At 63.1% G+C, this 21,303-nt stretch carries 23 protein-coding genes; 13 read left to right on the top strand and 10 right to left on the bottom strand.

Annotated elements, in window-relative coordinates:
- Positions 1–11: 11 nt before the first annotated feature.
- Together DM374_RS07035 and DM374_RS07030 are read left to right on the top strand one after the other, a co-directional pair.
- Positions 12–1,199 (top strand): osmoprotectant NAGGN system M42 family peptidase, encoded by a 1,188-nt coding sequence (locus DM374_RS07035; RefSeq protein ID WP_110969217.1) that lies wholly within the window; start codon positions 12–14, stop codon positions 1,197–1,199.
- Positions 1,200–1,667: 468 nt separating this feature from the next.
- Entirely contained in the window at positions 1,668–1,895 is a 228-nt protein-coding gene (locus DM374_RS07030) for a YheU family protein (protein ID WP_095155474.1), read from the top strand.
- A 9-nt stretch (positions 1,896–1,904) separates the two neighbouring features.
- Here DM374_RS07030 and csrA read toward each other — a convergent pair whose 3' ends face one another.
- The 3 genes from csrA to DM374_RS07015 form a co-directional block, all read right to left on the bottom strand.
- The gene (gene csrA, locus DM374_RS07025) at positions 1,905–2,090 is read right to left on the bottom strand and encodes a carbon storage regulator CsrA (protein WP_110969216.1); all 186 of its coding nucleotides are present in this window, start codon (positions 2,088–2,090) and stop codon (positions 1,905–1,907) included.
- A gap of 129 nt (positions 2,091–2,219) precedes the next feature.
- Positions 2,220–2,555, bottom strand: coding sequence for a YnfA family protein (locus tag DM374_RS07020; RefSeq protein WP_110969215.1), 336 nt, complete (start codon positions 2,553–2,555; stop codon positions 2,220–2,222).
- A 48-nt stretch (positions 2,556–2,603) separates the two neighbouring features.
- Positions 2,604–3,419 (bottom strand): SDR family oxidoreductase, encoded by an 816-nt coding sequence (locus tag DM374_RS07015; RefSeq protein ID WP_110969214.1) that lies wholly within the window; start codon positions 3,417–3,419, stop codon positions 2,604–2,606.
- A 225-nt stretch (positions 3,420–3,644) separates the two neighbouring features.
- Between DM374_RS07015 and DM374_RS07010 the strand changes: the two genes are divergently transcribed.
- On the top strand, positions 3,645–3,803 hold the full coding sequence (locus DM374_RS07010; protein ID WP_175652484.1) for a DUF3309 family protein: 159 nt from the start codon (positions 3,645–3,647) through the stop codon (positions 3,801–3,803).
- Positions 3,804–3,875: 72 nt separating this feature from the next.
- Here DM374_RS07010 and DM374_RS07005 read toward each other — a convergent pair whose 3' ends face one another.
- From DM374_RS07005 to DM374_RS06995, 3 genes are all read right to left on the bottom strand, one after another.
- On the bottom strand, positions 3,876–5,534 hold the full coding sequence (locus tag DM374_RS07005) for a cation acetate symporter (protein WP_095155469.1): 1,659 nt from the start codon (positions 5,532–5,534) through the stop codon (positions 3,876–3,878).
- Positions 5,531–5,842, bottom strand: a complete 312-nt coding sequence (locus tag DM374_RS07000) for a DUF485 domain-containing protein (protein WP_095155468.1) — start codon at positions 5,840–5,842, stop codon at positions 5,531–5,533. The genes DM374_RS07005 and DM374_RS07000 overlap by 4 nt, the downstream gene beginning before the upstream one ends.
- Positions 5,843–6,033: 191 nt before the next feature.
- Entirely contained in the window at positions 6,034–6,882 is an 849-nt protein-coding gene (locus tag DM374_RS06995) for a glycine betaine ABC transporter substrate-binding protein (RefSeq protein ID WP_110969213.1), read from the bottom strand.
- 328 nt (positions 6,883–7,210) lie between these two features.
- On the opposite strand from DM374_RS06995, the gene DM374_RS06990 reads away from it, so the two are divergent.
- Entirely contained in the window at positions 7,211–8,758 is a 1,548-nt protein-coding gene (locus DM374_RS06990; RefSeq protein ID WP_110969212.1) for a glycoside hydrolase family 17 protein, read from the top strand.
- 69 nt (positions 8,759–8,827) lie between these two features.
- On the opposite strand, the gene DM374_RS06985 is transcribed toward DM374_RS06990, so the two are convergent.
- Positions 8,828–9,190: a hypothetical protein gene (locus DM374_RS06985; RefSeq protein ID WP_110969365.1), complete on the bottom strand. Its 363-nt coding sequence runs from the start codon at positions 9,188–9,190 to the stop codon at positions 8,828–8,830.
- 245 nt (positions 9,191–9,435) lie between these two features.
- Between DM374_RS06985 and DM374_RS06980 the strand changes: the two genes are divergently transcribed.
- The gene (locus tag DM374_RS06980) at positions 9,436–10,734 is read left to right on the top strand and encodes a serine/threonine protein kinase (RefSeq protein ID WP_110969211.1); all 1,299 of its coding nucleotides are present in this window, start codon (positions 9,436–9,438) and stop codon (positions 10,732–10,734) included.
- A complete protein-coding gene (locus DM374_RS06975) occupies positions 10,727–11,512 on the top strand; it encodes an MlaA family lipoprotein (protein WP_110969210.1) in 786 nt (261 codons plus the stop codon). The genes DM374_RS06980 and DM374_RS06975 overlap by 8 nt, the downstream gene beginning before the upstream one ends.
- A 4-nt stretch (positions 11,513–11,516) precedes the next feature.
- Here the strand turns inward: DM374_RS06975 and DM374_RS06970 are convergent, their stop codons facing one another.
- Positions 11,517–12,683: a patatin-like phospholipase family protein gene (locus tag DM374_RS06970; protein WP_110969209.1), complete on the bottom strand. Its 1,167-nt coding sequence runs from the start codon at positions 12,681–12,683 to the stop codon at positions 11,517–11,519.
- Positions 12,684–12,716: 33 nt separating this feature from the next.
- Positions 12,717–13,643 carry a lipid A biosynthesis lauroyl acyltransferase gene (locus DM374_RS06965; protein WP_110969208.1) on the bottom strand — a complete coding sequence of 309 codons (927 nt, stop codon included), beginning with the start codon at positions 13,641–13,643 and terminating at the stop codon, positions 12,717–12,719.
- A 121-nt stretch (positions 13,644–13,764) separates the two neighbouring features.
- On the opposite strand from DM374_RS06965, the gene minC reads away from it, so the two are divergent.
- The 7 genes from minC to DM374_RS06935 all read left to right on the top strand — a co-directional run bounded on the left by minC (position 13,765) and on the right by DM374_RS06935 (position 20,414).
- The gene (gene minC, locus DM374_RS06960; RefSeq protein ID WP_095155461.1) at positions 13,765–14,517 is read left to right on the top strand and encodes a septum site-determining protein MinC; all 753 of its coding nucleotides are present in this window, start codon (positions 13,765–13,767) and stop codon (positions 14,515–14,517) included.
- Positions 14,518–14,618: 101 nt separating this feature from the next.
- Positions 14,619–15,431 carry a septum site-determining protein MinD gene (gene minD / locus DM374_RS06955; RefSeq protein ID WP_095155460.1) on the top strand — a complete coding sequence of 271 codons (813 nt, stop codon included), beginning with the start codon at positions 14,619–14,621 and terminating at the stop codon, positions 15,429–15,431.
- Between the two features lie 3 nt (positions 15,432–15,434).
- The gene (gene minE, locus DM374_RS06950; RefSeq protein WP_095155459.1) at positions 15,435–15,689 is read left to right on the top strand and encodes a cell division topological specificity factor MinE; all 255 of its coding nucleotides are present in this window, start codon (positions 15,435–15,437) and stop codon (positions 15,687–15,689) included.
- A gap of 95 nt (positions 15,690–15,784) precedes the next feature.
- Positions 15,785–16,420 carry an RluA family pseudouridine synthase gene (locus DM374_RS06945; protein ID WP_110969207.1) on the top strand — a complete coding sequence of 212 codons (636 nt, stop codon included), beginning with the start codon at positions 15,785–15,787 and terminating at the stop codon, positions 16,418–16,420.
- A gap of 187 nt (positions 16,421–16,607) precedes the next feature.
- Complete coding sequence (locus DM374_RS06940) at positions 16,608–17,897, top strand: M18 family aminopeptidase (RefSeq protein ID WP_110969206.1); 1,290 nt, start codon at positions 16,608–16,610, stop codon at positions 17,895–17,897.
- Positions 17,898–18,042: 145 nt separating this feature from the next.
- A complete protein-coding gene (locus DM374_RS33435; protein WP_177431524.1) occupies positions 18,043–18,207 on the top strand; it encodes a hypothetical protein in 165 nt (54 codons plus the stop codon).
- 47 nt (positions 18,208–18,254) lie between these two features.
- Positions 18,255–20,414 (top strand): mechanosensitive ion channel family protein, encoded by a 2,160-nt coding sequence (locus tag DM374_RS06935; protein ID WP_110969364.1) that lies wholly within the window; start codon positions 18,255–18,257, stop codon positions 20,412–20,414.
- Here the strand turns inward: DM374_RS06935 and DM374_RS06930 are convergent.
- Complete coding sequence (locus DM374_RS06930; protein WP_095155456.1) at positions 20,411–21,124, bottom strand: UTRA domain-containing protein; 714 nt, start codon at positions 21,122–21,124, stop codon at positions 20,411–20,413. The genes DM374_RS06935 and DM374_RS06930 overlap by 4 nt on opposite strands.
- Positions 21,125–21,303 lie beyond the last annotated feature (179 nt).

The following is a 21,303-nucleotide window of genomic DNA, read 5'->3' as shown; positions in this document are numbered from 1 at the left end:
AAGGAGTGCGTATGCCCGCCCCACTACCCGAACCGGACCTGAACTACCTGCAGAAAGTCCTGCTGGAAATGCTCGCGATCCCCAGCCCCACCGGCTTTACCGACACCATCGTGCGCTACGTCGCCGAGCGCCTGGAAGAACTGGGCATCCCCTTCGAGCTGACCCGCCGTGGCACCATCCGCGCCACTCTCAAAGGCCGCAAGAACTCCCCGGACCGCGCCGTCTCGGCGCACCTGGACACCATCGGCGCCAGCGTGCGCAACCTGCAAGACAACGGCCGTCTGGGCCTGGCAGCGGTGGGTTGCTGGTCCAGCCGCTTCGCCGAGGGCAGCCGGGTCAGCGTGTTCACCGACAACGGCGTGTTGCGCGGCAGTGTGCTCCCGCTGATGGCCAGCGGACACGCCTTCAACACCGCCATCGACCAGATGCCGGTGAGCTGGGAACACATCGAAGTGCGCCTGGACGCCTACTGCGCGACCCGCGCTGATTGCGAGTCGCTGGGGATCAACATCGGTGATTTCGTCGCCTTCGATCCCTTGCCCGAGTTCACCGAAAGCGGCCATATCAGCGCCCGACACCTGGATGACAAGGCCGGCGTCGCAGCATTGCTGGCGGCGCTCAAAGCCATTGTCGAAAGCGGCCTGCAGCCGCAGATCGACTGCCACCCACTGTTTACCATCACCGAAGAAACCGGCTCCGGCGCGGCGGGCGCCCTGCCCTGGGATGTCAGCGAATTCGTCGGCATCGACATCGCCCCGGTCGCGCCCGGCCAGCACTCCAGCGAACACGCTGTGAGCGTGGCGATGCAGGATTCTTCCGGGCCCTACGATTACCACCTGTCGCGGCACCTGCTGCACCTGGCCCATGAACACAACCTGCCGGTGCGGCGTGACCTGTTCCGCTATTACTTCAGCGACGCCCACTCGGCGATCACCGCTGGGCACGATATCCGCACCGCGCTGCTGGCCTTCGGTTGTGATGCGACCCACGGTTATGAACGCACCCATATCGACAGCCTCGCGGCGCTGAGCCGATTGCTGGGCGCGTACCTGCTGAGCCCACCAGTGTTCGCCGCCGACTCGCACCCGGCGGGGAGTTCACTGGAGCGCTTCAGTCATCAGCTTGAGCATGACGCGCAGATGGAGAGTGATACGCGGGTGCCGGCGGTTGAGGAGGTGCTGGGCAGGCGGGATCAGTGATGGGTTGGAGGGCCTTATCGTTGCATGGGTATCTACGCGCATGCCGGAGGTTTTCCAGCGCCCGTGAGACCGAGCGCCGCCCGCGCGGCGCATCGCGAGCAAGCTCGCTCCTACAGTGGTTGCAACGTACCCAAGTCTGTCAGGCCATGGTTGACCGCCTTTGTGGCTCGGCTCGATTCCGAGGCTGACGCCTCAACCCCATCGCACTTTCCAGACATACGCCAAGGCTGGCAATGCCGATCTCACAGGCCATGGCACGTTGCAACCACTGTAGGAGCGAGCGTGCTCGCGATGCGCCGCGCGGGCGGCGCTCGCTCTCAAGAACGCTAGAACACTTTCGGCATGCGTCTGGTCGCTGCTACGCGGTCTCCTGACTGGCGCCTCATGGTTTCGGCAAGCCAGCGATGAGGCCCCAGAGAACAAACACAGGTAGCATGTGCCATCCCCCTCCCCCAAGGCCCGCTCCAGATGCTGATCCCCTACGACCAACTCGAAGCCGAGACCCTGACCCGCCTGATCGAGGATTTCGTCACCCGCGAAGGTACCGACAACGGCGACGACACCCCGCTGGAAACCCGCGTACTGCGGGTTCGCCAGGCGCTGGCCAAGGGTCAGGCATTCATCCTCTTCGACCTCGAAAGCCAGCAGTGCCAGTTGCTGGCCAAGCACGATGTGCCCAAGGAACTGCTCGACTGAGCCGACGGCTCAACTGGCCGCCTCCTTTTCCAGTTGCTCGGCCAGGCGCTTGTAGATCTCCGCGCGATGAATTTCGACATTGCGCGGCGCGCTGATACCGAACCGCACGGTCCCGCCGTCCACAGCCAGGACCTTGAGCTTGATGTCGTCGCCGATGTTGATGACCTCGCCTATTTCGCGTCCTATGACCAGCATTCCCGAATCCTCCATTTCAAGGTGAATTCGGAGACTGGCTGTCGGGGTAGTCCGCTTCAATGGTCTGATCTTGAAAGAGAGAGAACCTACACGCCTAACGGAAATGCCCTACACATTCTTCCCACAAGATCAGCCCGCACTCTGGAGCCTCGGTCCCAGCAGGATCACCGTCGCACCCGCGACGCAGAGCAATCCGCCGATCCAGTCGCTACCCAGCGGCCGGCCGCGCTCCACCAGCGCCAGCCAGAGCAATGACGTAACGATGTAGATCCCGCCATAGGCGGCGTAGGCGCGCCCGGCGTAAGCCGACTCGACACGGGTCAGCAGCAGGGCAAAGAGGGTCAGGCTGAGCAGCGCAGGGGCGATCCACCAGGCGCTCTTGCCCAGGCGCAGCCACATGTAGAAGGCGTAGCAACCGGCGATCTCGAACACCGCTGCGAGGAAGAACAACAGGTAGTTGACCACAGGTATCCCCAATGCTGGCAAAGCGCCGAGGATACCCGATGCCGCCGCTCAGGATTGCGGCTGACGGCCTTTGGCGCGCATTTTTTCCGCCATGCTCGCCATTTCGTCGTAGAGCGCCTGCGGATTGTGCTGCTTGAGCTGCCAGGCCATCCGACCCTGCTCGTGCGGCAAGATCATGAACTGGCCGTGCGCGACCTGCTGGTAGATGTATTCGGCGATATCGGTAGCGCTGATAGGCGAACTTTCCAGCAGCTTGCCGACCTGAGCCTTCATCGCCGGCGTCGGGCCGCGGAAGGAGTCCAGCAAGTTGGTCTGGAAGAACGACGGGCAGACCACATGCACCGCTACGTCGAGCTGCCGCAGTTCCACCAGCAGACTCTCGGACAATGCCACCACACCGGCCTTGGCGACGTTGTAGTTGCTCATCGCCGGGCCCTGCATCAGCGCGGCCATGGAAGCGATGTTGATGATCCGCCCCTTGCTGCGCTCCAGCAGCGGCAAGAACGCCTTGCATCCCTTGACCACACCCATGAGGTTGATCGCGATCTGCCAGTCCCAGTCCTCCAGCGACAGCTCGGCGAAGAAACCGCCCGAGGCCACGCCGGCGTTGTTGACGATCACATCGATGCCGTCGAAGTGCTCTTCGCAGGCCTGTGCCAGGGCGATCAACTGGCTGTAGTCGCGGACATCGCAGCGCTGGATGAAGCCACTACCGCCGGCCTCACGAACCAGCGCAAGGGTCTGTTTGAGGCCTTCCTCGCTGACATCGCTCAATGCCAGTCGCCAGCCCTCGCGGGCCCAGCGCAGGGCAATTTCACGACCCAGTCCGGATCCCGCGCCAGTGATCATCATGCGGTTCTGCATAGCCAGCTGCCTTGTGTGCTTGACGGTGAAGGCCAGTGTAGCGAAGGCCCTGCGCCGGCCCACGCGGTATCAGGTTGCTGAATGGCACGGGCAAAAAAAGGCGTGGATTGCGGGGGCTTTCGAAGAGGGAGACGTGAGGTTGATTAAACTTTTCCCTCACGGCGGCAGTCGCAATAACAAGCGGGCCTGAAAGACAGGTCTGCCCATCCGACCGAAACCAGAGGAATCGTCATGGGCACAATTCTAATCATCATCCTGATCCTGCTGCTGATCGGTGGCCTGCCGGTATTCCCGCACTCCAGAAGCTGGGGCTACGGACCATCGGGCATCATCGGTACCGTGCTGATCGTCCTGTTGATACTGCTCTTGCTCGGCTACATATGACCCGCGCCTGACCCGCCTCCCGCAGGCAAAAAAAAGACAGCCCGAGGGCTGTCTTTTTCATTGCCGGGTCGATCAGTGCGAAACCGCACCGCTGGCGCCCAGGCCGGTCTGCGAACGGACGAACTGCGGGAAGAACAGTGCGCGTTCTTCGTCAGCCGCCTTGGACTTGTCGGTGATCGAGAAGAACCAGATACCCACGAAAGCAATCAGCATGGAGAACAGAGCCGGGTACTCGTACGGGTAGATCGGTTTCTCGTGGTGCAGGATCTGCACCCAGATGGTCGGGCCAAGCACCATCAGGGCCACAGCGCTAATCAGCCCCATCCAGCCGCCAATCATGGCGCCACGGGTGGTCAGTTTCTTCCAGTACATCGAGAGCAGCAGTACCGGGAAGTTGCAGCTAGCCGCGATGGAGAACGCCAGACCTACCATGAAGGCGATGTTCTGGCTTTCGAAGAGGATACCCAGGCCGATGGCCAGCACTGCCAGGGCAATGGTGGTGATCTTCGACACACGGATTTCGTCTTTGTCGTTGACTTTGCCTTTGCGCCATACGCTGGCGTACAGGTCGTGGGACACCGCCGAAGCGCCTGCCAGGGTCAGACCGGCAACCACCGCCAGGATGGTGGCGAAGGCCACTGCCGAGATGAAGCCGAGGAAGATGCTGCCGCCAACTGCATTGGCCAGGTGCACCGCCGCCATATTGTTACCGCCCAGCAAGGCACCTGCAGCGTCCTTGAAGGCCGGGTTGGTGCTGACCAGCAGGATCGCGCCGAAGCCGATGATGAAGGTCAGGATGTAGAAGTAGCCGATGAAGCCAGTGGCGTAGAACACCGATTTGCGGGCTTCTTTAGCGTCGCTCACGGTGAAGAAGCGCATCAGGATGTGTGGCAGGCCAGCAGTACCGAACATCAGCGCCAGACCCAGCGAGAACGCGGAGATCGGATCTTTCACCAGACCGCCAGGGCTCATGATCGCTTCACCTTTAGGGTGAACGGCGATGGCCTGGGAGAACAGCTCGCTGAAGTTGAAGTTGACGTGCTTCATCACCATCAGCGCCATGAAACTGGCACCGGAGAGCAGCAGCACTGCCTTGATGATCTGTACCCAGGTGGTCGCCAGCATGCCGCCGAACAGCACGTACAGGCACATCAGGATACCGACCAGGATGACCGCAACGTGGTAGTCCAGACCGAACAGCAGTTGGATCAGCTTGCCCGCACCGACCATCTGCGCGATCAGGTAGAACGCCACCACCACCAGCGAGCCGGAGGCCGACAGGGTGCGGATTTCTTTCTGGCCGAGGCGATAGGACGCCACGTCAGCAAAGGTGTATTTACCCAGGTTGCGCAGGCGTTCGGCGATCAGGAAGAGGATGATCGGCCAGCCGACGAGGAAGCCGATCGAGTAGATCAGACCGTCGTAGCCGGAGGTGAATACCAGGGCGGAAATACCCAGGAAGGACGCCGCAGACATGTAGTCACCGGCAATGGCCAGACCGTTCTGGAAACCAGTGATCTTGCCGCCGGCGGCGTAATAGTCGGACGCCGAGTTGTTCTTTTTCGAAGCCCAGTAGGTGATGCACAGGGTGGCGCCAACGAAGGCGACGAACATGAGGATCGCCGCAACGTTCAGCGGTTGTTTCTGTACCGCGCCGGTCAGGGCGTCGGCGGCCCAGACGGCGGGTGCAAACGCGCCGATGGCCAGGGTTGCCAGTAGACGCCGGATCATTGCTGAGCCTCCTTGAGGATTGCGTTGTTCAGCTCATCGAATTCACCGTTGGCGCGACGCACATAGATACCGGTAAGGATGAAGGCCGAAAGGATCAGTCCCACGCCCAGGGGAATACCCCAGGTAATCGAAGAGTCAGGGCTGATCTTGGTGCCCAGCAGTTGGGGACCATAGGCAATCAGAAGGATGAAAGCAGAATAAAGGCCGAGCATGATTGCCGAGAGAATCCAGGCGAATCGTTCACGTTTTGAAACCAGCTCCTTGAACCGCGGGCTGTTTTGTATCGATAGGTAAATGCTGTCGTTCATTGTTTTTGTCCTCGCAGCACAGATTAGATAGAACGACTCCACTTTATGCTGCCTATGAACGCACTCCAGACGACCTTAGTCTTAGATGTAAAAGTCTTTTGCAAAGACGGTAAAGGTCCGCAAACAGAAGGGCCGCCCACCGGATAAACCGGGGGCGGCCCTGGAAGGCTCAGGATAGAGGCATCAAGCCATTATTTGCCGACCCATTCGGCAACGCGTTCAGGGTGTTTGGCCACCCAGTCCTTGGCGGCGGCATCGGGCTTGGCGCCCTCTTGAATGGCCAACATGACCTCGCCGATTTCGTCTTTCGACTGCCAGGAGAACTTCTTCAGAAACTCCGCCACGTCCGGCGCCTTGGTCGCCAGTTCCTTGCTGCCGATGCTGTTGACGGTTTCGGCGGCGCCATAAACGCCCTTGGGGTCTTCGAGGAAGCGCAGTTTCCACTTGGCGAACATCCAGTGCGGCACCCAGCCGGTGACTGCGATGGACTGCTGCTTGGCATAGGCGCGGCCCAGTTCCGCGGTCATCGCTGCGCCGGAACTGGCCTGCAGTTTGTAGCCGGTGAGGTCGTAGTCCTTGATTGCCTGATCGGTCTTGAGCATCACGCCGGAACCGGCGTCGATGCCGACGATTTTCTTCTTGAAGCTCTCATCGGTCTTGAGGTCGGCGACCGACTGCGCCTTGACGTATTCCGGCACGATCAGGCCGATCTTGGCGTCCTTGAAGTTGGGGCCGTAGTCGACAACGTTGTCTTTGTTCTTCGTCCAGTATTCGCCGTGAGTGACGGGCAGCCAGGCCGAGAGCATGGCGTCGAGTTTGCCGGTGGCGACGCCCTGCCACATGATCCCGGTCGCCACGGGCATGAGCTTCACGTCATAGCCCAGTTTCTGTTTGATGACCTCTGCGGCCACATGGGTGGTTGCCACACTGTCGGACCAGCCATCGACGTAGCCGATGCTCACTTCCTTGGCCATCGCCGTCACGGCGCTCATTGCCAATACCAGGGCGGTGCCCGCCCCCAGGAGTCGTCGCATTTTCATCAAAGCTTCCCCTTGTCACGTCACGGATGTCATGCGTCCGACGCCGGTCGGAGCACGTCTTGTTCTGGTGCACGGCGCCCCCATCACGCCTCACTGCCTGGACCGAGAGAGCATCAGCGGAGTACTGATGCGCCCATCATCAACCCCGGCTCGTGGCGGACCTGCTCTGTCAGCGACCTCGAAACATCGAGAAACGACACCAGTTTGCCAGCACCGCCAGCAATCCCGGGGCCCTCGGTAAAGCCCGCCCGAACTTTGCATGCCAAAGGCAAAACCTCCGGTGTTTACGGGTAGTATTGGCGGCTTTGTTGCCTCACCGGATCGCTCCATGTCCTCGACTGCCCGCTTTGCGCTGCCTCCTTATCTTTTCGCCTGCCTGCTCGGCCTGTTCGCCCTCGCCGGCCTCTGGTACGGGCTCGGCAAGCCGGTGGTGCTGCCGGATGCCGCCAGCGCCACGCACAAATTGCAGTGCGCCTCCTACACCCCGTTCGACAAGGACCAGTCGCCCTTCGACCAGCCCTTCACCCTGCGCCCGGAACGCATCGACGCCGACCTCGCGCTGCTGTCGAAACGCTTCGAATGCATTCGCACCTATTCCATGACCGGCCTCGAAGGCATCCCCGATATCGCCCGCAAGTACGGGCTGAAGGTGATGCTCGGGGCCTGGGTCAACGGCAATCCGGTGGATACCGAAAAAGAGATCACGTCGCTGATCGCCTCGGCCAACGCCAACCAGGACGTGGTCCGCGCTGTGATCGTCGGCAACGAAACGCTGCTGCGCAAAGAGATCACCGGCGACCGCCTCGCCGAATTGATCGGCCGGGTGAAAAGCCAGGTCCAGGTGCCGGTGACCTACGCCGATGTCTGGGAGTTCTGGCTGCAGCACCCGCAAATCGCCCCGGCGGTGGACTTCCTCACCATCCACCTGCTGCCTTACTGGGAAGATGATCCACGCGGGATCGACGATGCCCTGGCGCATGTCGGCGAGATCCGCCAGGTGTTCGGCAACCGCTTCGCGCCCAAGGACATCCTGATCGGTGAAACCGGCTGGCCCAGCGAAGGCCGCCAGCGCGAAACCGCAGTACCGAGCCGGGTCAACGAAGCACGCTTCATTCGTGGTTTCGTCGCCATGGCGGAGAAGAATGGCTGGCACTACAACCTGATCGAAGCCTTCGACCAACCGTGGAAACGCGCCAGCGAAGGCGCGGTGGGCGGTTACTGGGGCTTGTACGACGCCGACCGCCACGACAAGGGCGTACTCGAAGGCCCGGTGAGCAACCTGGCGTTGTGGCCGCAGTGGCTGGCCGCCAGCGTTGCGCTGTTCCTCGCCACCCTGGTGCTGGCGGGCCCGGTCCGCAGCACCCGCAACGCCCTGGCTCTGCCGCTGCTGGCAGCGATCGGTGCCGCCAGCATCGGCCTGTGGGGCGAACTGGCGCGGACCAACAGCCGCTTCTTCGGCGAATGGTTGTGGGTGGTGCTGCTGGTGGGGCTCAACCTGATCGTGCTGGCCCATGGCGCGCTGGCCCTCGCATCGCGCAGTGGCTGGCGTGAGCGAACCTTCGCCTGGCTGGAAGCCCGTGCGGGCTGGTGGGTACTGGCGGCGGGCTTCGCCGCGGCGGTGAGCATGCTGGCGCTGGTGTTCGATCCGCGCTATCGCAGTTTCCCGACTGCGGCGTTCGTGTTGCCGGCACTGGTTTACCTGCTGCGTCCGGTGAAGGTGGCGCGGGCTGAAGTAGCGTTGTTGACCTTGATCGTCGGTGCCGGGATCGGACCGCAGTTGTATCGCGAAGGACTGGAAAGCCTGCAGGCCTGGGGCTGGGCGGTGGTCAGTGTGTTGATGGTCGCTGCGTTGTGGCGCTGTCTGAAAGCCCGATAGTCCTTTCGGGCCTCATCGCTGCAGTTCGGCAGCGATGAGGCCCTCAAATGCCCTGTCAAAGGGCGCGGTTCATCTGGCCCGACGAACCAACCGCAACCCCGCCAGCACCACCGCAAACACCGCGATACTCGCGGTGTACAACACCAGCGCCGGGATCCCCGCCACCAGTGCCAGCACCGCCAGCCAACGCCCGGCCCGGTGCGCCACGAACGTCCCCACCAGCGCCAGTCCCAACGCCAGCCACGCCAGAATCCGGAAGTGAATGGTCAGGCCCAGCGTCGAGCGAACCTGGCACTCCCACACCTGTACCTGCGCCGAGCAGATCCCCACCCACTGCGGATCCTCCATGAACCCGTAGCGAACCCCATAACTGGCGGCCAGCCACAACGGCACGAAGAGCAACAAGGCGATAAGTGGCAAACGCTGAGACATGGTGACTCCAAAATCAGAAAAATCGGCGCCCAGCATAATCCTCCAGGCGGTCTACGCAAGGCGAAAGCGCCAGCCTCGACTACTTTTAACGCCAGGATAAATGGAACCAATTGTTGCAGAGTCCAAGGCCATCACGGCAACATCCGGCACGACAAATACCGTGGCGCCAGGCAACTTTGCCGGTAACACGGATGTCCTAGGCTGGACTACGCACCACGCTTTCGTGCCTTTTCTGGGGATCCGTCATGTTTCGACCACTGCGCCTCGCTGCCCTGCTGGGCGGCCTACTGTTGAGTGCGGCCGCGTCGGCAGCGGACATTGATGCCGCCACCTACGGCTATCCGCTGACCAACCCCTTCGAGGCGACCATCGCCACCACGCCGCCGGACATGCGCCCGGAACTGCCCACTGACGATGACATCACCCAGTCCGACTACGACCTCAACCTGCGCCCGGAACGCGCCTTCACCCTGCCGGACAATTTCTGGCCGGTGAAGAAACTGCGCTATCGCCTGGCCCGCCAGGACCACGAAGCGCCGCTGATCTTCCTGATCGCCGGCACCGGTGCACGCTACAACGCCAGCATCAACGAGTACCTCAAGCGCCTTTATTACAAGGCCGGCTACCACGTGGTGCAGTTGTCCTCGCCGACCAGCTTCGACTTCATAAGCGCCGCATCGCGCTTCGCCACCCCGGGCGTGAGCACCGAGGACGCCGAAGACCTGTACCGGGTGATGCAAGGCGTGCGAGCCCAGCACCCGCGGCTGCCGATCAAGGAGTTCTACCTCAGCGGCTACAGCCTCGGCGCGCTGGACGCCGCATTCGTCAGCCACCTGGACGAGACCCGGCGCAGCTTCAACTTCAAGCGCGTGCTGCTGCTCAACCCGCCGGTGAACCTCTACACCTCCATCAGCAACCTCGACCGCCTGGTACAGACCGAGGTCAAGGGCGTGACCAGCCACACCACCTTCTATGAACTGGTGCTCAACAAACTGACCCGCTACTTCCAGCAGAAGGGCTACATCGACCTCAATGACGCCCTGCTCTACGACTTCCAGCAGTCGCGCCAGCACCTCTCCAATGAACAGATGGCCATGCTGATCGGCACCTCGTTCCGCTTCTCCGCGGCCGATATCGCCTTTACCTCGGACCTGATCAACCGCCGCGGCCTGATCATCCCGCCGAAATTCCCGATCACCGAAGGCAGCAGCCTCACGCCGTTCTTCAAGCGTGCGTTGCAATGCGATTTCGACTGCTACCTGACCGAGCAAGTGATCCCGATGTGGCGCGCCCGCACCGACGGCGGCAGCCTGCTGCAACTGATCGACCAGGTGAGCCTTTATGCCCTGCAGGACTACCTGAGCAAAACGCCGAAGATCGCCGTGATGCACAACGCCGACGATCTGATCCTCGGCCCCGGCGACATCGGTTTCCTGCGCAAGACCTTCGGCGACCGACTCACCCTGTACCCCCATGGCGGCCATTGCGGCAACCTCAACTACCGCGTCAACAGCGACGACATGCTGGAGTTCTTCCGTGGTTAAACGCCTGCTGATCACCGCCCTGCTGCTGTCCGCCGGCCCGGCGTTCGCCGACGAACCCGCGCCTGCGGCCAGCGTCATCGACCCCGACGGCTTCACCGAGCCGCTCAAGGAGCTGAAATTCAACCCCGGACTGGACCAACGCGAATTCGAACGCTCGACGCTCAACGCGCTGACCGTCTACGACCCGCTGGAGTCCTGGAACCGCCGGGTCTATCACTTCAACTACCGCTTCGACGAGTGGGTGTTCCTGCCGGTGGTCAATGGCTACCGCTACGTCACCCCGCAGTTCGTGCGCAGCGGCGTGAGCAACTTCTTCAGCAACATCGGCGACGTGCCGAACCTGCTCAACAGTCTGTTGCAGTTCAAGGGCAAGCGTTCGCTGGACATCACCGCGCGGCTGCTGGTCAACACCACCATCGGCGTTTTCGGCCTGTGGGACCCGGCGACCATGATGGGCGTGCCGAAACAGAACGAGGACTTCGGCCAGACCCTGGGCTTCTATGGCGTGCCGGACGGCCCGTACCTGATGCTGCCGATCCTCGGCCCGTCCAACCTGCGCGACACCGGCGGGCTGATGGTGGATTACGGCGCCGAGAACCAGATCAACTTCCTCAACGTCGCCGAAGTCAGCAGCAATCACCCCGAACTGTGGGTGCTGCGCGCCATCGACCGGCGCTACACCACCGCGTTCCGCTATGGCCAGATGAATTCGCCGTTCGAGTACGAGAAGGTGCGCTACGTCTACACCGAGGCGCGGCACCTGCAAATCGCCGAGTAAGGGTTCAGTCGTGGACGGGCGGCAGGCCGAGGAAGGCGCATAACTGATCACGCTTGGCCAGGGCATCGCGCCGCCCGAGTTCGATCAGTTCACTGCAATAACCGGCTTCGAACAGCAGGTAACTGAGTACCCCCGCTCCGCTGGTCTTGGTCGCACCCGGCCCGCGCAAGAACAGGCGCAGCGCCGCCGGCAGTTCGCGGCGGTGACGTGCGGCGATCTCGTCCAGCGGCTGGCTGGGCGCTACCACCAACACCTCCACCGGCTCCAGCCCGAGCCGGCGCGGATACGCCTGCTCCGGAACCAAATGGCTCAGGTGATTGAGGCGCTGCAACAATTCCAGGTCGTCTTCCAGGCTGTCGATGAAGGTGCTGTTGAGCAGGTGCCCGCCGATTTGCGCAAGGCTCGGCGGCTGGCCGCTATAGATACGCTGCACCGGCTCGCTTGCCGAAGGGCCACGCGGGTTGCCGCTGACCCCGACCACCAGGATGCGGCTCGCGCCCAGGTGCAACGCCGGGCTGATGGGCGCTGACTGGCGCACCGCGCCATCACCGTAATACTCATGGCCCAGCTTGACCGGCGCGAACAGCAGCGGGATCGCCGAGCTGGCCAGCAGGTGCTCGACGCTCAAGCGCGTCGGCACGCCGATACGCCGATGACGCAACCAGGGATCAATCGCGCCACGGCCCTGATAGAAGGTCACCGCCTGCCCCGACTCATAACCGAACGCGGTCACCGCCACCGCGCGCAGACACCGCTGCTCGATGGCGTGACCGATACCGCTCAAGTCGAGGTGTTCGTTGAGCAGCCCGCGCAAGGGCGAGCTATCGAGCAGCGCCACCGGCACTTGCCGGCCAAGGCCGAGCAGGCTGTGACCGACGAAACGGCTGGCTTGGCGCATCACGCCGGGCCAATCACTGCGCAGCACCTGATGGCTGCGAAAACCCTGCCAGAAGCTGGTCAGGCGCCGGATCGCCTCGGCGAAATGCAGGGCTCCGCTGGCCAGGGTCACCGCATTGATGGCGCCGGCGGAGGTGCCGACGATGACCGGGAACGGGTTTGATGCCCCTTGCGGCAGCAGATCGGCGATCCCCGCCAGCACCCCGACCTGATAGGCGGCACGGGCGCCACCACCGGAAAGGATCAGACCGGTGACCGGTTCTGCTGCTGCCATGCTCATGCTCCCTGAGATAAATGTGCGCCGCGCTTAACGCCGATACAGCTTCGGCTCTCCTGGCGGGCGCGACTTGAAGCGCCGATGCGCCCACAGGTACTGCTCCGGACAGGCCCGCAGCGCCTGCTCGATCCACTGGTTGATGCGCAGGCAGTCGGCCTCTTCGGTTTCTCCGGGGAAGTCTGCAAGCGGCGGGTGAATCACCAGCCGGTAACCACTGCCGTCGGCCAGGCGCTCCTGAGTGAACGGAATCACTCGGGCCCGACCCAGACGGGCGAATTTGGTGGTAGCGGTCACGGTCGCCGCCTGAATGCCGAACAGCGGCACGAACAGGCTCTGCTTGGCGCCGTAGTCCTGGTCCGGCGCGTACCAGATCGCCCGGCCGGCACGCAGCAGCTTGAGCATGCCGCGCACATCCTCACGCTCTACTGCCAGCGAATCGAGGTTATGACGCTCGCGGCCACGGCGCTGGATCATGTCGAACAGCGGGTTCTTGTGCTCGCGGTACATGCCGTCGATGGTGTGGACCTGGCCCAGCAGCGCCGCGCCAATCTCCAGGGTGGTGAAATGCAGGGCCATCAGGATGGCGCCCTGGCCATCACGCTGCGCGGCCTGCAGATGCTCCAGTCCCTCGATATGCGCCAGACGCGCCAGCCGGGCCTTTGGCCACCACCAGCTCATGGCCATTTCGAAGAAGGCGATGCCGGTGGACGCGAAGTTTTCCTTTAACAGACGCTTCCGCTCGACGGACGGCAGTTCCGGGAAACACAGTTCCAGGTTGCGCGCAGCGATCGCCCGACGAGCACCGGCCACGCGGTACATCAGCGCACCCAGGACACGACCGATGCCCAGCAAAATCGGGTACGGAAGCTGGACGATCAGCCAGAGCAGCCCGAGCCCCAGCCACAGCGGCCAGAAACGCGGGTGCAGGAAATAAGGACGAAAACGCGGGCGATCCATTCAAGATTCCGGAAAGAAAAAGGCCGGGCATTCTACAACGGTTCGGCGCGGGTTGCGGCTAACCGGCGTTCTCGTTATAAGTCTGGGCACTTTTTTCGCAACAAGGCGCCTCGACGCAGACATGAGCCAGACCCCGACGCCCGACCAAGCCCCCGTGTTCCAGCTCAAGGGCAGCATGCTCGCCATCACTGTGCTGGAGCTTGCCCGGAACAACCTCGAAGGACTCGACCGGCAACTGGCGGCCAAGGTGGCCCAGGCGCCGAATTTCTTCAGCAACACCCCGCTGGTGCTGGCGCTGGACAAGCTGCCGCCGGGCGAAGGCGCGGTGGACCTGCCAGGGCTGATGCGGGTCTGCCGTCAGCACGGGCTGCGCACGCTGGCGATCCGCGCCAGCCGTATCGAGGACATCGCCGCCGCCATCGCCATCGATCTGCCGGTGCTGCCGCCGTCCGGCGCCCGCGAGCGGCCGGTGGAGCCGGAAGTCGAGGTGGTGAAGAAGCCCGAACCGGCTCCGGCGCCGCCTCCACCGCCCGAACCGACCGTCCGCCCGACCAAGATCATCACCTCGCCTGTACGCGGCGGCCAACAGATCTATGCTCAAGGTGGCGATCTGGTAGTGATATCGGCAGTCAGCCCCGGCGCGGAACTTCTCGCCGATGGCAACATCCATGTGTACGGGCCAATGCGGGGGCGTGCGCTGGCAGGTATCAAGGGCAATACCAAGGCGCGGATTTTCTGCCAGCAGATGACCGCCGAACTGGTCTCCATCGCCGGGCAATACAAGGTCTCCGAAGACCTGCGCCGTGACCCTCTGTGGGGGGCCGGCGTGCAGGTCAGCCTGTCCGGTGACGTGTTGAACATCACCCGCCTTTAACGGATACTGCCGCCATTTTCCGCGCAACTTAGTCAGATGTTGCCGTTTTTTGTATTTTGGGACCGATCGTCCTTTTTCATCATTTTTAGGGGTGATACACCTTGGCCAAGATTCTCGTGGTTACTTCCGGCAAGGGTGGTGTGGGCAAAACCACCACCAGTGCCGCCATCGGTACCGGTCTCGCGCTGCGCGGCCACAAGACAGTGATCGTCGACTTCGACGTCGGCCTGCGTAACCTCGACCTGATCATGGGCTGCGAACGCCGCGTGGTGTACGACTTCGTCAACGTGGTCAACGGCGAAGCCAACCTGCAGCAAGCCCTGATCAAGGACAAGCGCCTGGAAAACCTGTACGTGCTGGCCGCCAGCCAGACCCGTGACAAGGACGCGCTGACCGTCGAAGGCGTCGAAAAGGTCCTGATGGAACTGAAGGAAAACTTCGAATACGTGGTCTGCGACTCCCCGGCCGGCATCGAGAAGGGCGCACACCTGGCGATGTACTTCGCCGATGAAGCCATCGTCGTGACCAACCCTGAAGTGTCCTCGGTACGTGACTCGGACCGCATGCTGGGCCTCTTGGCCAGCAAATCGCGCCGCGCCGAGCGCAACGAAGACCCGATCAAGGAACACCTGCTGATCACCCGTTACCACCCCGAGCGCGTCAGCAAGGGCGAGATGCTTGGCGTCGAAGACGTCAAGGAGATCCTCTCGGTCGCCCTGCTCGGTGTCATTCCCGAATCCCAGGCCGTGCTCAAGGCCTCCAACCAAGGCGTCCCGGTCATCCTCGACGACCAGAGCGATGCCGGCCAGGCGTACAGCGACACTGTCGACCGCCTGTTGGGCAAAACCGTGGAACACCGGTTCCTCGATGTACAGAAGAAGGGATTCTTCGAGCGCCTGTTTGGAGGCAACTGAACCATGAACCTTTTTGACTTCTTTCGTGCCAACAAAAAGCAGAGCTCCGCGTCGGTTGCGAAAGAGCGTCTACAGATCATCGTGGCGCACGAGCGCGGTCAGCGCAGTACCCCGGACTACCTGCCAGCCCTGCAAAAGGAACTGGTCGAAGTGATCCGCAAGTACGTCAACATCGGCAACGATGATGTGCAGGTCGCTCTGGAGAACCAGGGCAGCTGCTCGATCCTGGAACTGAACATCACCCTGCCCGAGCGCTGATAGCGTCTGCGGGTAACCTGCCACGGCGACGGCCGGGCCCGGGCTGCGCAAGCCCGGGTTCGACCGTCGCCGTTGGCGTTTGCAGAGAACACGCAATGCCGCTGTCCAACGTTCACATCCTGCACGAGGATGACGCCATCCTGGTGATCAACAAACCGACCCTGTTGCTCTCGGTGCCCGGCCGGGCCGACGACAACAAGGACTGCCTGATCACCCGCCTGCAGGAAAACGGCTATCCCGACGCCCTGATCGTCCACCGTCTGGACTGGGAAACCTCGGGGATCATCCTTCTCGCCCGCGACGCCGACAGCCACCGTGAGCTGTCGCGACAGTTCCACGATCGCGAGACCGAGAAGGCCTACACCGCACTGTGCTGGGGCCAGCCGGAGCGTGACAGCGGCAGCATCGACCTGCCGCTGCGCTACGATCCGCCGACCAAGCCGCGCCACGTGGTCGATCACGAGCAGGGCAAACATGCCCTGACCTTCTGGCGCATCGTCGAGCGCTGCGGCGATCACTGTCGGGTAGAACTGACGCCGATCACCGGTCGCTCGCATCAACTGCGCGTGCACATGCTGTCGATCGGGCATCCGCTGCTGGGTGACCGCCTGTACGCCAACCCTGAAGCCCTGGCCGCCCATGAACGGCTGTGCCTGCACGCCAGCATGCTGAGCTTCACCCATCCGGTGACGGGTGAGCGCCTGAAGTTCGAGTGCCCTGCGCCGTTCTGACAATGCGGGCCTACTTTGAAGGCCATCGCGAGCAAGCTCGCTCCTACAGGCCATAACCCCTCGTAGGAGCGAGCTTGCTCGCGAAGCCCCAGCCTACCTGCGACACAGCCCTTCACCCCCACAAAAACCCGCGTCAGCCCTCGACCATCTGCGTTAAACTCGCGCCCATTGCTGTCTGGAGTGACTTATGCGCGACGCCCTGAACCAAGGCCTGATTGATTTCCTCAAAGCCTCCCCCACGCCCTTCCATGCCACCGCCAGCCTGGCCCAGCGTCTCGACGCCGCCGGCTACCAGCGCCTGGACGAGCGCGACAGTTGGGCCACGGTGCCCGGCGGTCGCTACTACCTGACCCGCAACGATTCTTCGATCATCGCCTTCAAGCTCGGCCGCCATTCGCCGCTGCTCGAAGGCATCCGCCTGGTCGGCGCCCACACCGACAGCCCGTGCCTGCGGGTCAAGCCACAGCCGGAGCTGCAACGCCACGGTTTCTGGCAACTGGGCGTGGAAGTCTACGGCGGCGCCCTGCTCGCGCCCTGGTTTGACCGCGACCTGTCGCTGGCCGGCCGCGTGACCTTCCGCCGCGACGGCAAGGTGGAAAGCCAACTGGTGGACTTCAAGCTGCCGATTGCCGTGATCCCCAACCTGGCGATCCACCTCAACCGCACCGCCAACGAAGGCTGGGCGATCAATCCGCAACTGGAACTGCCGCCGATCCTGGCGCAAGTCGCCGGTGACGAACGCGTCGACTTCCGCGCCCTGCTCACCGAGCAACTGGCTCGCGAACACGGCCTCAACGCCGACGTGGTGCTGGATTACGAACTGAGCTTTTACGACACCCAGGACGCTGCATTGATCGGCCTGCACGGCGAGTTCATCGCCGGCGCGCGGCTGGACAACCTGCTGTCCTGCTACGCCGGGCTGCAAGCGCTGCTCAATGCCGACAGCGACGAAACCTGCGTGCTGGTCTGCACCGACCACGAAGAAGTCGGTTCGTGCTCGGCCTGCGGTGCCGACGGCCCGATGCTGGAGCAGACCCTGCGCCGCCTGCTGCCGGATGGCGACGAGTTCGTGCGCAGCATCCAGCGCTCGCTGCTGGTCTCGGCCGACAACGCCCACGGCGTGCACCCCAACTACGCCGACAAGCACGACGGCAACCACGGCCCGAAACTCAACGCCGGCCCGGTGATCAAGGTCAACAACAACCAGCGCTACGCCACCAACAGCGAAACCGCCGGCTTCTTCCGCCACCTGTGCATGGCCGAGGAAGTCCCGGTACAGAGCTTCGTGGTCCGTAGTGACATGGGCTGTGGCTCGACCATCGGCCCGATCATCGCCAGCAGCCTTGGCGTGCGCACCGTCGATATCGGCCTGCCGACCTTCGCCATGCACTCGATCCGCGAGCTGTGCGGCAGCCAGGACCTGGCGCATCTGGTCAAGGTGCTGACCGCCTTCTACCGCAGCCGCGAGCTGCCCTGAAATCGACGCGGGGCGCTCTGCCCCGCAGTTTCCGACCCGCGTGGACGACCCGTTTGCGCGGACTGTGACACCGGTCAACCCCCTCCCAGCTATTTGCGCCTATGCTCAAGCCAGACATTTCCCAGGAAGAAGAAGGATCTTGCGCATGTCCGCGTTTCACTCGATGTTCCTCCCGGTGCTCGCCGGCCTGATCCTGCTGACCATCGGCTTCAGCAAGCGTGAAAGCAATTACGGGGTGCTGATGATGTGGCTGGGCATGCTTTCGATACTCGGCATCATGGTCTGGAAGATCCTCGAGAAACTCGCCTGACAAATGCTCTACACTGCGCCGATCACGTGTTTGAGGTTGATCGTCCGGTGCCTGCCTTCCTGCGTTGTCTCGCCCTTTTCCTGTTGTTGTTCGGCGCCCTCGGCCCGGTGCACGCCGCCGGCCTGCCCAGCCTGCTCGGCGGTGGCAGTACAGCGCAGCCGGAAGCCAGCGAACCGCTGGGCAAGTCCCTCGATGAAGTCATCACCACCCTGGAAAACGACCAGCAACGCAGCCGCCTGCTCAACGATCTGAAGAAGCTTCGCGACAGCACCCGCAAAGCCCAGCCCGAGCCGGAACAGGGCGTGCTGGGATTGATCGGCAGCACTTTCGCCGAGCTGGAAAAGCAGTTCAGCGGCGAGGCCAGCCCGTTCAAGCGCTGGGCCGCGGAAATGGAGCTGGCGCAGATCGAGCTGGTCGCGTTGCAAGTCCCGGTGCAGCAATGGCCGGCGATGTTCTTCGGCTTCATCGCCATCATCGCCCTGTGGAGTCTGCTGGCCTACGCGCTGAACTGGGTCGGTCACCAGGTGCGCCTGCGCTTCGGCCTGACCGAAGAACTGCCACAGCACCCACGCACCTGGGACCTGGTGCGCTTCGCCCTGCGCAAACTCGGCCCCTGGCTGGTCGCGCTGGTGATCACGGTCTACCTGAGCTTCGCCCTGCCCTCGTCGCTGGGCAAATCCCTGGCCATGGTGCTGGCCTATGCGCTGGTGGTGGGTACCTGCTTCTCGGCCATCTGCGTGATCGCCTTCTCCCTGCTGGACGGCCCTCATCGCCACCGCGCCCTGCACATCCTCCGGCACCAGGCATTCCGCCCGTTGTGGCTGATCGGCAGCTTCGCCGCCTTTGGCGAGGCGATGAACGATCCGCGTCTTTCCCTCGCCCTCGGCGGCCACCTGGCTCACGCGCTGGCGACCCTGGCCAATGTGCTGGCAGCCTTGTCGACGGCGCTGTTCATCCTGCGCTTCCGTCGCCCCATTGCCCACCTGATCCGCAACCAGCCGCTGGCCCAGCGCCTCAAACGCAAGGCACTGAGTGACACCATCGAAATCCTCGGCAGCTTCTGGTTCCTGCCAGCGCTGGTGCTGGTGGGGATTTCCCTGTTCGCCACCTTCGTTTCCGCCGGGGATACCAGTACGGCGTTGCGCCAGTCGCTGATGTGCACCGTGCTGGTCATCCTGTGCATGGTGATCAATGGCCTGGTTCGCCGCCACGCGCTCAAGCCGCGTCGCGCCAACCGGCGCCAGGCGGTGTACACCGAGCGCCTGCGCAGTTTCGGCTACACCCTGGTGCACATGATCATCTGGCTGCTGTTCATCGAACTCGGCCTGCGGGTCTGGGGCTTTTCGCTGATCGCCTTCGCCGAGGGCGAAGGCCATGAGGTCGCCATGCGCCTGATCGGACTCGCCGGCACCCTGATTGCCGCGTGGCTGGTGTGGATCCTCGCCGACACCGCCGTGCACCACGCCCTCACCCGCTCGCGCAAGGGCCTGGCCAATGCCCGCGCGCAGACCATGATGCCGCTGATCCGCAACGTGCTGTTCGTGGCGATCTTCATCATTGCGCTGATCGTCGCCCTGGCGAACATGGGCATGAACGTCACGCCGCTGCTCGCCGGTGCCGGTGTCATCGGCCTGGCGATCGGCTTCGGCGCACAGTCGCTGGTGGCCGACCTGATCACCGGGCTGTTCATCATCATCGAAGACTCCCTGGCCATCGACGACTACGTCGATGTCGGCGGCCACCTCGGCACGGTCGAAGGCCTGACCATCCGCACCGTGCGCCTGCGTGACATCGACGGTATCGTTCACACCATCCCGTTCAGCGAGATCAAGAGCATCAAGAACTACTCCCGTGAGTTCGGCTACGCGATCTTCCGCATCGCCATTCCCCACAGCATGAACATCGACCAGGCCATTACCCTGATCCGCGATGTCGGGCAGAAGATGCGCAACGACCCACTGCAACGCCGCAATATCTGGTCGCCGCTGGAGTTGCAGGGTGTGGAAAGCTTCGAATCCGGCTCGGCGATTCTGCGGGCGCGGTTCAAGACCGCGCCGATCAAGCAGTGGGAAGTCTCCCGGGCCTTCAACCTGGCACTCAAGCGCCGCCTCGACGAAGCCGGACTTGACCTGGCAACCCCGCGCCTGTCGGTGCAGGTCCTCACCACACCGGGCAGCACGCCTGCCACCGGCACTGAAAACGCTTAGCCGGCGTCGGCACGAATGCGGATCGCATCGTGCCGCCAGTACTCCAGGTCACAGTCGATCAAGCGCCCCGCCTGGTCGCTGTTGACTCGGGTAATGTGCAGGCCGGCACTGCCCGGCGTCACCTTCAGCGCCGAAGCCGCCGCCGCGGGCAAGGCAGTCGGCAATATCTCGAAACGCACCCGCCCGTAATGGATGTCGTAGTGCTGGGCGTAGATTTCGGTCAGTGACTGGCCGAGGTCGTGCTCAAGAATTCCCGGAAAGTAATCCGGGTTCAGGTAGTGCTCGGCATACAGCACTGCCCGCCCGTCGATGCGACGCAGGCGGCAGATCTGGATCACGCTCGACAACGGCGGACGCTGCAGCCGCGCACAGATTGCCGCCGCGGCCGGCAGCAAGCGCGCCGACAGCAGTTCGGTCGCCGGGGTGCGGCCCTGGTCGCGGACCATGGCGTGGAAGTGACTACGCTCGATCAGGTCGTAGGTCAGCCGCTGCGGCGCGACAAACCAACCGCGCCGCTCTTCACGGTAAATCAGGCCCTGCGCCTCCAACTGCACCAGTGCCTCACGCAAAGTGATGCGGGTGGTGTCGAATACTTCACTGAGCTTGCGTTCGGCCGGCAGCTTGCAGCCCGAAGCGAGCAAGCCGTGTTCGATCTGCTCCTGCAGGGCATGGCAGATCGCTGTTACTGCGCGTGGCGGCAGTGCGTGCATCAACGGGTTCCTTTCTGGACTAGTCCAGCCTGTGCACAGCCCCATGACGGAGCAGCGACGCAATGCCGGACAACCTCTCAAGCCTAGGCAAAACAAATGAACAGTAGATGACAAGGTCACCGGGCGCTTGCCTTCGTGTCCGGCCAAAGCCTTGTCGGGCGGGGTTTTTCATCTGGTCT

The sequence above is a fragment of the Pseudomonas huaxiensis genome, from assembly GCF_003231275.1.
Lineage (GTDB): Bacteria > Pseudomonadota > Gammaproteobacteria > Pseudomonadales > Pseudomonadaceae > Aquipseudomonas > Aquipseudomonas huaxiensis.
Note: the sequence above shows the minus strand (reverse complement) of the source record. Positions and strands in the feature narration are given on the sequence as shown.